4 protein-coding genes are annotated in these 12,620 nt (G+C 73.1%); 1 reads left to right on the top strand and 3 read right to left on the bottom strand.

Features of this window, described 5'->3' with window-relative positions; all coding sequences use genetic code 11:
* Nucleotides 1-227 (bottom strand): hypothetical protein (locus tag ABD284_RS25555; protein WP_344149010.1); only part of this gene is annotated, 227 nt, incomplete at its 3' end.
* A gap of 340 nt (nucleotides 228-567) precedes the next feature.
* Nucleotides 568-2,109 carry an AMP-binding protein gene (locus ABD284_RS25560; RefSeq protein WP_344149013.1) on the bottom strand — a complete coding sequence of 514 codons (1,542 nt, stop codon included), beginning with the start codon at nucleotides 2,107-2,109 and terminating at the stop codon, nucleotides 568-570.
* Nucleotides 2,110-2,576: 467 nt separating this feature from the next.
* Between ABD284_RS25560 and ABD284_RS25565 the strand changes: the two genes are divergently transcribed.
* Complete coding sequence (locus tag ABD284_RS25565) at nucleotides 2,577-3,206, top strand: sugar phosphate isomerase family (protein WP_344149016.1); 630 nt, start codon at nucleotides 2,577-2,579, stop codon at nucleotides 3,204-3,206.
* 153 nt (nucleotides 3,207-3,359) lie between these two features.
* Here the strand turns inward: ABD284_RS25565 and ABD284_RS25570 are convergent.
* Nucleotides 3,360-12,620, bottom strand: a 9,261-nt coding sequence (locus ABD284_RS25570) for a hypothetical protein (protein WP_344149019.1), incomplete at its 5' end; no start/stop codon positions are given.

The raw sequence follows: 12,620 nt of genomic DNA on the forward strand, positions 1-12,620 counted from the left end.
ATGGCTTCGCTGTAGTATTCGGCGGCGGTTCCGGAGAAGTTGGCGCGGGCTTTGCGGCGGGTGTTGTCGATGGTGTCGCGGAGTTCGTTGAGGGCGGTGATGAGGCCGTCGTGGGTTGCGGCGAGGGTGCGGAGTTTGGCGGGGTCGGTCTCGGGGATCTCGATGCCGAGGACCCATTTGGCGGTGTCGCGGACCCATTGCGCGCTGTCATGGGCGAAAGGGGGCATGGTCTCGCCCAACCTCCTCCCCGAAACCCAGCCGAGCGGTGTCGCCTGAAAGGGCGGTCAGCGCGACATCACAGCAACAAGGAGCCGACGTTAACACCGTCACCTGCCCATGTGGAAGTCCTTGGTGATTCGTAGCCGCCTGTGTGGCATTGTGTGGTAGGCCATATGCGGGTGTGACGCCCATCAGCGCGTCCGCCCAGAGCAGGCGTTCTTTCTGACCGAACGACACCGGGCGCACGTGCTGCAGGGGTGTGCCGTCCTCGCTGCGGCGTCGCCACGGCCTGCCGTCCGCGCGGAACGGCACGCGGAGCAGCCTTCTCAGTGCCCGGTCAGTGCCCGGTCAGTGCCCGATGCGGTCCTGCGGACCGCGGACGTCCTGCGTCGGCAGCGGTCGCTGCGGGTCGGGCGGTTCGGCGGGCGAATGCAGGGCCGGAGCCGCGGGCGTCTTCCCGGCACCGGCGATCCGGCCGGTCAGCGACGCGGAACCGTCGCCGTGGACCCGCCCCGTCAGGCCCGTGAACAGCCAACCGTCATCACGCCGCGTGGGCGTGCGGGCGGGATCGGGTCTGTTCCAGTACGCCGGTGACACCGCCGCCCCGGCGATCGCCACCTCCCCGCGCAGGCCGTCGCGCAGTTCCAGCCCCGGCAGAGGGCGCCCGGCGCCGCCTTCGGCCGTCAGACCGGGCAGCCGGACTGCGATCGGCCCCGCCGCCTCGGCGATGATCCCGGTTCCCTGCACCACGGGCATGCCCGCGCCGGTGAGGAAGTCCGCCACGCGCTCGCTCACACCGCCGGAGCAGACGATCATGCGCGCCCGGCCGCCGAACCGGTCCCGCACCCGCGTATACAGCCATTCGTGCATGGCATGGGACACGCGCCCCAGCATGCCCGGGCGCTCCCGGCGGCTGCGGGCGGTCTTCACGGCGTGCTCGACCGCCGCGTCGAAGGCGCTTTTGCGGTCCCACCCCTGCTTGTCGGGCCGCTCGTGCTCCGTGGCGTGCTCCAGGGCGAAGACACGCTCGATGTGCGCGCCCCTGGCGATCGCGATGCTCGGCCCGTAGGCGCGGGTCTGGCGCATCGGCGCCGCGTGGGACGCGGGCGCGGGGAACGCCACCCGCACGCCCGCCATCAGCGACGCGATCAGCAGGCTCTGGCCGGCGGCCCCCGCCAGCGGGAGGTGCAACAGGGTGTCGGCCTCTCCGTCGGGGATCCTGTCCAGCAGCGCTCCCGCGGCTCTGACCTGTCCCGCCGCCGACGCCAGCAGGTTGGCGTGGGTCAGCACGACCCCGTGCGGCTCCGCGGACGGAGACCACGGGGCCGGGTAGGTGATCACCGCCGCGTCCGCGGCGGTCACCGCTCGGGACCGCTCCGCGACCGCGGAGGGGTCCATGTACACACCGGCCGCCGTGATCTCCTGGAGCGCGCTCGGTGCGTCCCCCGGCGGAGGGCTGTCGACCCACAGCGAGCGGACGAGGCCGGGAAGCGAGCGGCGCGCTTCGGCGAGCACCCGTCCGTGCAGCGGATGCTCGGCGACGATCATGTTCGCGCGGACGTCGTGCAGGATGTGCCAGAGCCGGGTGGGCGCGAGCCGCGGGTGGACGGGGACCACGGTGCCGCGCATCGCCCACGCGGCGAAAGCGAGTACCGCCCACTCGTAGCGGGTTCTGCAGGCGAGGACGATCCGGTCGCCGCTGTCCAGGCCGATGGCCGCGAAACCCTTGGCCGCCGCCGTCACGTCGCGCCGGAAGTCGGCGGCGCTGACACGCCGCCACCCGGCGCCGACCGGTACGGCGAACCCGGCCAGGTCGTCGCGCAGCAGCAGATCCGCGAGGCCTGAGGGCGGCCGCTCTTCATGCCGGGGCTCTGTGCGTCGATGCCGCATGTCCCGTTCCTCCTGCGGCCGTGTGGCCGCACCGGCCACAGGAGCGCGGTGCGGGGGTGACCTGTGGGGCGATGGGGCGTGTGAGGTAGCTGACCCTATGTCGGCCGCGCCGGGTCTGACTAGATGCGTTGTCGGACATCCGCACCGGACAAACAGTGCTCAGCCACCCGCGTAAGGGGCGGCCGTCAATGGAACAGGGCAGATCACGCGGCGTACCGGTGCCAAGGCAAGGGGCGCTCGCTGCTCCCGGCTTCCGATCGCCGCAGTCGCGGGCGAGGCGGAGTTCTCCGCTGCGCCGCGCTTTCTTCGCGGCCGGTTTGCGTTTCCAACTGTTGTGGGGCGTTTGTAACCCGTGGTAATGGTTGGTTGCCGGTGGGCGGTCGACGGTCAACCGATTCCGCACCGGATTCGCAGAGTGCCCGCCGACGACCACCGGTCGGTGCTCCACCGAAGGACGGGAGGCCGTAATGCCTGGACGTACGAGTGTTGCCGCAGGCAGCGCGACCGATACTGACTGTGCCGCGGACGGGTCCTCCGCGCCCCGCACCGCCGGCGCGGCTCCCGCCGCGGAGGAGCTGATCGCCGCGGCGGCACTGGACGAACTTCCCTCCAGGGGCACCGTCCTGCTGGACGCCGGCCCGGTCGCCGAGGAGTTGGCGCGTTCGCTGCCCGCCGGCGGCGACCTGACGGTGATCACCAACTCCATGCCGGTCGCGATGGCGCTCATCGTGCGCGAGGACGTGACGGTCCTGCTGATCGGCGGGCGCATCCAGTCGGGCGCCGGGGCGACCGTCGGCGGACACGGGACCGCCGGGCCGGAGGACCTCCAGGTCGACGTCGCCTTCATCACGGCCGACGGTGTCAGCGCCGAGCGCGGGCTGACCACGCGCGCGCCGGTCGAGAGTGCCGCCAAGCGGATGATGCTGCGCGCCGCGGACCGCGTGGTCGTGCTTGCCCCGAGTGAGCGGATCGGCCACGTGGAGCTGGCGCGCTTCGGCGCCCTCGCCGAAGTCGACTGCCTGATCACCGACTCGCCTTGCGACACACCGGCCGGACGCCGCGTCGGCGTGGGCGTCCAGCGCCTCACCCGCGTCTGAGCAGGCGTGGACGACTCCGCGCCTCGGGTTCGGTTCCCGGTCGGCGGACGGTGCGGGTCTCGTGCGGGGGCTCCGCGGCGGGGAAGCCGTCCCGTCCCGCGAGCGGAGCGCGTGGCCGTCGGCGCCCTCCTGCGTCTCGCATCGCGGGGAGTGCTAACCGCCGGTTGAGCCGCCGCGGTGGCGTCCGGGGTTGAGCGCGTCGTCGAAGAACGCCGCGAGGTCGGAGAGCGCCGGCGGCGTTTCGGCGTCCTGAGCCCCTCGCCCGGCGGTCTGCCGCCGGCGTCCCTGCTCCCCGGCCTCCTGGTTCCCGGGGGACCGCCCCTGCGGCTGCGCCTCCTGCGCCCCGGTGGATTCGGACCGCCGCACGTCGGACGACGCCTGCACCTCCGGCTCCGACTGGCCGCTGGACTGCCGCGGGGACGGCGGGACCGGCGCGGCGGTCCGGGGGCCGGACGGCCCGGTCTGCCGCTCGGGGGATGCGGGCGGGCGGGGCGCGGCAGCCGGGGGTGTCGAGCGGAACCGCTCCGGCACGGGCAGCGGGTCCGGGCCGGGGGTCCGGCCCGGTTCCGGCCCGTCCTCCTGCGGCCGCCCGGACGACTGCTGATTCCCCTGGCCACCCGCATCCCGGCTCCGATCCGGGTCGTCGGCGGGGGCCGGTTCGCCGCCTTCCTCGGGTCCGGTGCTGCGCGCTCTCCCGGAATCGTCGGCGGGAGCAGCGGACGCGGCCTCCGGCGCGTCCTCGGCCCGCAGGCGGTCGCCGGTCCGACCGCTCGCCCGGGAGGGCGGCGGCTCCTGAACGCCGTACTCCGTCGGCCGCCCGCTCCGGGTACCGACACTCTCCGCGGTCTGCTCGGCGGCCACCGCATCGGAGGCGCCGCCGTGCCGGTGGAAAGTGCGATCCGCTTCCCCGTTCCGGAACACGGACTCCGGTTGCCCGGGCTGCTCGGACCGCTCGCTCTGCTCCGGTTGTTCAGGCCGCTCGGCCTGCTTGGACGGCTCGCTCTGCTGGGGCTGTCGTGTCTCGGGTTGTTCTGCCTGCCTCGACTCTGTCGGGCGCCCGGGGTCGCTGGACTGTGGCTTTTGGTCGTCGGGTGGGGCGTGGAGGTGTTGTTCTGGGTCGTTGTGCGGCATGTCGCTGGGCGATTGTGTGCCCTCTGCTGATGCGGTCTCGCGGGTGGGCAGGTTCGGCGGCGCGGTGGTCTTGGGGCCGGTGGTCGTGGCGGCGGTCGGTCTGCCTTCCGGTTCGCCTGCGGCGACGCCCCTTGGAGGTAGCCCGCTGTCGTCCGTACTCGGCCGTCGGGGGGCCTCTTCGGTCGGGGACGTGGCGGGTTGTTCCCGGCCCCCTTCGCGATGCCGCGCCGCCGGGTCCTGCTCGGGACGGTCGTGCACCGGCCGCTGGTCCGGCCCGCCCGGCCTGTGGAGGCCGTCCGGCCCGTCCGGCCCGTCCGGATCGGTCGTCGGCCGGCGCAGGCCGCCGCCCCCCGTGCCGGTCGCATCCTCGGGCCCGATCGGGGCACCGGTGGCCGCGCCCTCGACTTCCCCGCCCTCGCCGGCTTCCGCGATAGTGGACAACCCCCGCGGGCCCGGGCGCCGTAGGCGCGGGGGAGGGGCCGTCTCCGTCCGCTCCGCGCCGTCCGTCTGCACGTTCGGCTGCGGCCGCTCCGCCGGAGCCAGTAGATCGCGCACCGCGTTGGCGGTGTCGCGCCAGGAGTTCAGGCTGTTCCGGTAGTCGTCGACCCTGCCCCGGTAGTCCGTGAGCAGGTTGAGGTAGCGGCGGTGGTCGTCGCTGCCGGGGCCGCCCCGGGCGGCCCGTGCGGCCGCCGGCAGCAGCGACTGCCGCGCCTCCAGAAGCGCGTCCTCCGCCGCGCGCAAATCCTCTTGCCCGAGGAGGAGGGCCGCGCGCCCGGAGGAGGTCGATCGGATCGTGTCGGGGGTGATGAACCCCAGGTCGAGCGCGTCCTGCTGGGTGACCCAGCCGGTCTGCCGCGTGCGGGTCGTGCCCATGAACGAGTCGCCGGCCGGCTCGCCCGAGCGGTCGTGCCGCTGCGCGAAGGCCCCCCAGTCCACGTCGAACTCGACCAGGTACAGCGGCTCCTCGACGTTGCTCTTGTCCGTGGACGGCCCCTTCGCGGTGAACACCGGCGTGTCGGTGCCGCCGCTGTTGAACGCCGAGTGCGCTTCCAGCGAGTTGTAGTCGACCACCTGCCGCTGGAATCCGTCGTGGGTCGCATAGATCTCGGCGGCGACGGACGGCCCACCGGTGTTGCTCAGCGTCGAGGTGTGGGAGCCGGGGGCGGCGTTCCCGTGCTCTGCTCCGGACGCGCCGCTGATCGAGCCGGTGTGGGCGACGTCGAGGACGCGGGCTCCCGCGCCTCGGGGGACACCCGCCTTGAGTGCGAGCGAGGTCCGGCCCACGTCCGGCGGCCGGTAGCCGTCGGCGCCGCTCACCGCGTCCTTCCACGACGAGGCGAGCGCGATGTCGGTGAGGCTGTCGTCCACCCCGTCGTAGTAGGCGTCGCGGCCGAACTCGCCGTCGAGGAAGGCGCGCGCCGACGCCACTCCCGCGTCCGTGTAGGCGGTGCCGTCCCTGTGGCCGACTCCCGGGCGCCACCCGTTCGCGGCCGCCAGGCCGACGTGCGCAAGGTCCTTGACCGCTTGGCCGCCGTTCTCGATCACCTCGACGAAGCCGCGCGAGGCGGCGCCCGCACTCGTGCCGTGGGGGGACCAGTCCCGCCACAGCTCCTCCGGCCGCCGGCCCTCGGCCTCCGGGAAGCGGGCCGGGTGGCGCCCGGGCGCCACCCGGCCTCCATCGGGCTCGCCGCTCCGGAACTCCAGGTAGTGGGCGGAGTAGGTGGCGTAGGTCCGACCGCCCGGCCCTCGGCCGGTCACCCCGTTGTGCCGCACGCCGGAGTCCACCTGGGCCCACGCGTTCGGCCCGCGGCCGGGGAACGTGAGGTGCAGCGTGACCTGCGTGTCCTGGCTGACCTGCGCATAGGGAGAAACGACCGCGAGGTGGGTCGAACGGGTCCCGATGTCGGTGATGGCGCGTCCCGCGCCCTGCGCGGACGAGATCGTGTTGTCGTGCACCGTGCTGTAGGGCGTGGGGCGCGCCCCGTCGGGCATGGTGCCGGAGCCGTCGCCGGCGGGTGGTGCCTGGGTGGGGAACATCAGGGAGTTGCCCTGGACGCCGGCCGTGTTCTGGGTCGCCGAGCCCTGCATGTTCCCGTCGCTCGTCTTGGTCTGGTATCTCCGCCGGATCTCCGCCTCCCCGCCGACGGACTCGATGCGGGTATCAGTCCGGGTGACGTTCACATCCACGACGGCGTCGACCGCCGGGGTCAGCCCGTGCGGCCGCAGGCCGCCCACGTCGGTCCGCCGGACCTTGACCGCGATGGGCCCCCGCGAGGCGGCGTGGTCCGCTAGGTCGGAGACCAGCGCCTGCCGCAGCTTCTCGCGGCTGTTCCGGGTGAGCTCGAGGTGGCTGCGCCGCAGGTTCTGGTCGAGCCGGGTCAGCGCCGGACCGGCGTCGGGAGGCGTCTGCACCTCGCCGCGCCCCTCGAATCCGGGGCGGATCCGCACGGCGGCCGCGTCGTCGACCGCGGGCCCCTCCAGAGGAGTCCGGCCGAGACCGGTGACCTCTCCGTCCCCGTTGCGCTCGACGCGCAGGCCGTCGTCGACCAGCCCGTGGGTGATGGCGCCCCAGGCGTGCATGAAACCGGAGTAGAGGTTGTCCGTGGTGGCCTGCCACCCCGAGTAGACGGCGGAGCGGTTGATCGTGGGGCCGATGCTCCAGTTGCGCGCGAACTCCGTCGCCTGCTTGACGGTCCCGGCCGCCTGGAACAGGTAGGCCCGGTGGCTGGAGGGCAGGACCGTGGTCGAGCTGGAACGCGACGCCGCGCTGGAGCGGCCCTTCGAGCTGAAGACCCAGGTCCGCTGCGCCTGCGGGCCGGAGGACCACGTCGGGGCCTGGCTGCTGCCCTGGGGGACCGAGCTACCGCCCTGGCCGGAGCCGGCGGGGGCACCGGCGGGGTCGTTCACGGCGTTGATGCGCGCCGTGGCCGATCCGCCGACGCCCGCGCTCGCGGTGCGCGTGTTCGTGATGCTGCGGTCGTGCGGCGCGTCGCTGTCCTCGGAGATGATCTCCGCCTGCACCGGTTCGGCCTTGACGCCGGAGACCTCGGGGCGGGTGTCGGTCGTGGTGCGCAGGTTGTGCGGGGAGCGCAGTCGGCTGCTGACGTCGGTGCTCGCGCGGGCGCCGTCCTGGATGTGGGCGGCCATGTTCGCGGGCGACGCGTAGTTGGGGAAGAAGTGCCGCCCGGCTGCGCTGTCACGCACCATGTGGCGGACCTTGTGGGTGTAGCCGTCCACCCACCCCTTTCCGCCGAGGCCCCACCGATAGCGGCCGCCGACGCCTTTTCGGGAGAACTGGCGGTAGGCGGCCTCGGTCATACTGATGTCGCGGCCGGCGGTGGCGGGGGTGCCGTCCCGGTCGCGGGCCTGGTCCCGGGCGTCGTCCTGCCGCTGCTCCTGCCGGAGGGGAGGCTGCGTCCGGAGGGGCGTCCGAGCCGGGCCCGCCTCGCGGAACGCGGTGGTGACGTCCGTGATCGCGGCGCCGGCGTTGCGCAGGCGGTCGATGTAGGAGGGAGCCTGTCCCGGCCGGTTTCCGGGACGGCCCGCACTTTTGATCTGGTTCTCGGCGTCGCCCCTGTCCATAGGCCGGATCACGGCCGGGTCCGCGTCGCCGGGGAAGCCGATGGTCGTGCCGTCGGGCAGCCGCGGCGTCGCGAACTCGTACCGGAGGGTTTCGGGCGCCCCCAGCTGCTTGCCGCGGTCGCGCAGGGAGCGGCCGCCGAAGTCCTGGCCGAGGTCGTCGCCGGTGTAGGTGCGCACGGTGATGGTCGACGGGCTGGTCCACATGTCCGTGGCGCCCTTGAACTGCAGCGTGTTCGCCGCGGACCCGCTCGCCGCCTGCCCCGTGCTCTCGTTGCGCGAGAAGCCGAACGTCGCCCTGAGCTTGGGGAACAGACCGGCTTCGCGCCGGCCCTGCGCATCGGGCTGCCCTTCCATGAAGTTGCCCGCGACCTGCGGTGAGACCGCCAGGCTGCCGCCGCGCCCCTTGCCGGATCCCAGGGTGGAACCGCTCTTGGACTCCAGCCCGACGCCGCGGTCGCCGGGCCCCGAGTATTGCGCGGCGCCGCGGTCGCCGAAGATGCGGACGGCCTTGACGTTGTCTTTGAACGTCGAGGACTCCAGCAGGGGGACGAGGAGCCCGTCGCGGCTGTAGAGGTCGCCGTCGTTGCCGAGCATCCCGGACTCGGAGAGGGCGTCGACGATGCGCTGGGTGTTCTCCAGGGCCGTCTCGTAGGACCTGCGCATCGGCGGGTTCTCCCGGACGGAGCGCTGCCACCAGCGGCTGTCCTCGTGTCCGGGCTTGATCGCGAAGTCGTCCTCGTTCCGCGAGAAGTCCGGGAGAACGACGCCCGCGTACTCGGTGGACAGGTCGTGCAGGACCTTGCGGATCAGGCCCTCGTTCGCGGTGATGGCCCTGTCGCTGTTCGGCGGCTTCCGGAAGTACTGGCCGTCGCCCCAGGTGTAGGCGGAGGGCCTGCGGAACACCGGGGGCCGGCGGTCGCCGTCCTGCGGTGGTGCGCTGTTCACGTCGTCGGCGCGCGTGGCCGACCGTTCGCGGCCCTCGGCCCGGGGGGTGCGGGTGGGGGCCGCGGGCAAGCCTCCGGTGCCCGTACCGGTGGTCGCGTTCCGGCTGTTCCCGCCGTCCGCGCCCGCCGCCGTGCTCGGTCCGGCGGCCGCGGCCGCAGTGGCGGTGTCCGTGTTCGCGGTTGCGGCCGGGGGCGCCGCCGACACGGGGTTCTCTGCGCTGTGCAGCCGTTTCGCATTGCCGACGGTGGTCGTCTCGTAGGTCGTCCCCTGGAAGCGGTGCATCTCGGGTTCGCCGTCGAACTGGACGTAGTAGTTGCGCGAGACCCGGTACACAGCGGTGTCCGCGGAACCCCAGTACAGCGAGGACAGCGAGCCCGACTGGTTCCTGGAGTCGCCGTGGTGGCGCTGGACCTGGCCGGTGACCTCGACCAGGACCGGGGATATCCGGCCCGCGATGAAGTCCAGCACCGAGATGGCGATGTCCAGGCCGCCGCCCACGAGTACGCGGAAGAACGACGACTGCGACTTCCCAGAGGCTACGCCCTTGGTCGAGCCGCTCACCGACCTCAGGTCGTAGACGTTCGGCGGGTCCGGCTGGAGCTCGAAGCGGGTCGGGAACGACCAGACGTACATGATCCGCGGGCGCCCGTACCGGTCCGTTACGTAAAGGGGGAGCGGGCCGTTCGTGGTCCTGGCGATGTTGTCCCGGAACATGTCGGTCGCCAGGGTGTTCGCGTTGTCCTCGGCGGTCTGCTCAGCGATGCCCTGGCGCGTCGACGAGCTGCGGAAATAGTCCCTTGTCGGGCGCGGTCTCACACCCAGGTGGTCGTTGGTCCATTCGGTCAGCTTCCGACCGCGGCCGGGCGCCGGCGTGCCGTCGTCGCGCGGGGGCGGGCTGTACGACGGTTCGCTGACTTGGATGGGGTGCGTCTCGGTCGCCCCGCGGAAGCCGGGGCCCGGGAAGGGCTGGTGCGCGGGGTCGAAGCCGGGCGCGTTGGGATCGGCGAACGTGATCGTCCGCGGGGCGTCCGGGCGCACCCGGCCGAGTCCGCCGGGGACGTGCACATCGACTTCGAGGTGCTGCTCGCCGAGGCCGATCCGCTCTTCTCCCGGAGGTGTGAGGCCGACGTCGAGCCGCATGTCCGACCGGTAGGTGTGCAGCGGCCCCTTGAGCTCCTCCGTCGACTGGACGCCGTGCGAGTTGTTGGCGGAGAACGACACCTGGCGGCTGCGCCAGCCCGCCGTGATCCTGCCGGTCAGGCGCGCACCCACAGACCCGGTGTCGACGGGCGTGATAAGGAACGGGCTGACGAAGACGCCGATCGAGGGGCCCTTGGTCCCGCCGCTGGTGCCCGTCACCTGGCGGCTGGAAGCGGAGCCGGAGGACTCGGCGATGCGGTTCCGCTGCTTGCTCTCCCGGATCCCGCGGGGATCGGGGGTGGTCACGGGCCGGTACCGGCCGTTCGGGCGCAGCGAGACCTCGACCTTCCAGGTGCCGCCGCCGTCGGCGCCGGGCACCTGGAACTTGAAGGACCGCGGAGCCATCACCTTGCGCATGTCCCGGGTCGACAGCCGGTCGACCTCCGCGCGGATCGCGTCGACCGGCGCGGTGCTGCGGGGAGCCGTGCCGTCCTGCTGCCCGCCGCCGTGCCGGCGGGAGCTTCCGTCTGGTCGGCGCCGGTGGTCGTTGAAGCGCCGCACCGACTCGGCGACGCTCTCGCCCAGCCCGGTGGCGCGGATCGTGTGCGATCCCATCAGACTCGACGGGAGCAGGTGGTCGAGGTCGTACGTGCCGCCCTGGTCCGGTACCCGCCTCGGCGGAGCGCTCGGCGGACCGGGCCGAGACGACCGGTTTCGCCTGGGGAGGCCGGGCCGATCGACCCGGTTGGAGCGCCCGGGCTCCGCGTCCGACACTCGACCGGTTCGGCCGACCAAGGGATCGTCGTTTTCCGGTCGGTCACTCAGCCGTTCGAACACCGCCCGTGATTCCCCAAGCTCCTCGCTGAAGCCGCGGAACGTGCCGGATTCGTTCGGCTTCCGGTCGTTCCGGTCGAGGTCGTAAGGCTGTTCCGGCCGTTTGCCGAGAGCCTTGGAGCTGGGTTTGGACGGGGCGCGCCACTCTTCCGTGTCGGAAGAGTCGGCATCACGGACGGACGTGTCGTCCACCGGCGGCCGAGGAGTCCGTACTCCGGCTTCGGGTCGCGATCGGGGCGTGGTGCCGGACTCCTGCTGTGTCTCGGACCACCGATTCTGCGGAAGGAACTCCGGGCCCCTCATCGTGTCCGCGAAGCGGACGGACTTCTTCGGTCGGTTCCTGTCGACCGTGTCGGGTGATCCGAGCGGTCGGGCCGGTTCGGCGTCGGTCCTGAGCGGCTCGTCGGGATGGACGGGGGGTGCGCCCCGCTCGCCGTACCCGTCGATAGCGGGTCGGGGCCGGGTGGAGCGGCCGTCTCCGTGGGAGGGTCCGTCCTCTGACTCCGGGCGCGTGTCCTGCGTCCGGGGCAGCGGAGGCCGTGTCTCCGATTCCGATTGCGGCGTGGTGCTGGTCCGCTGCCGTGTATCGGGCTGCCGGTCGTCCCGGTTCGCGTCGGCGCGGTCGTCTGCTCGCTCACCGCCTTCGGGCCGCCGACGCTGCGGCAGGTACTCCGGGGACCTGCCCCGGCTGCCGCTGTTGGGTGCGTCGGTGCTGCGCTGCCCGGTTTCCGGGGACCGCTGCCTGTTTCGGCCACCGTCCTGCGAGCTGTTCAGTTGGCTGCTGAAGTGCGAGGCGAGCGATGGAGGAGCGGCGCCGTCGGTTCCGGGGTGTGGGGCGGGCACCGGAACGCCGCCATCCGTGACCGCGGGGGCCGTGGAGTGGTCCGCCCGGTCGCCGGGCTCCGGGGGCCCGTGGTCGTCCTTCGGCTTCTCAGCGGGGGCGGACTCCGCCGCGGCGTCGGTGGCCTCCCGCTCCGGGCGCTCGGATTCCCGGAGCGGAGCATCGGTGGTCTGGCCCGTCGCTCGGGTGGTGTCCCCTGAGCCGCCGTCTTCAGGAAGGCTGTTGGAGACGTCGGTCAGCTCGTAGACGTCCTTGTCGCCGCGGCCGTCGTCGTCGGGCAGGGGGAGGGGGTCCTCGACCGGCTCGGGGTCGGGCGTGCGCTCGGCGGGGTGCGCAGGGGGCGCGGGCTGCGCCTGGTCGCGTGAGGTCTGATCCGTTTCGCCGCCGCTGGTGTACGGGGGCGGGGAGGGCGGCGGGGGGCCGCCGCCGGTGCCGGGGGTCTCGGTGGTCGTGTCCGGGGTGATGCTGGTCTGCGCGTGCCCGGTGCCGGAGTCGGCGGGGGTTTCGCCGCTGGAGTCGCGGGTGTTGCCGAAACTGGTGTTGCCACTGGTGCTGCTGTTGGTGTTCGCGGGGCCGCTGCTGCCGATGGTGTTGCCGGAGGTTGTGCCGCCGGCGGCGGTGTTGACGGTCGGGCCCGTGCTGGTGGGGCCGGTGGCGGGGGGTGGTGGGGCGTAGGCGAGCGGTGGGGCGTCGGTGGTGGCCTGCGCGGGGGTCTCGGCAGGGTCGGGGAGGGCGGTATCCCGGTCGGGCTCGGATCCGGTCGGGTCCTGGTTGGTGGTGTGGAGGTCGCGGGGGCCGTAGTCGGGTTGGTGGGTGGGCCCGTCGGCGGTGATCTCGACGGCTGTGGGCGGAGGGGTGACGGTGTTGGCGGCGTGCTTTTCGCCGTAGTTGGTCGGGGGGTCGTTGTGCTGGTCGGTGTTGTTGTGCTGGTCGGTGTTGCG

This window comes from Streptomonospora arabica (genome assembly GCF_039531585.1).
Taxonomy (GTDB): Bacteria; Actinomycetota; Actinomycetes; order Streptosporangiales; family Streptosporangiaceae; genus Streptomonospora; species Streptomonospora halophila.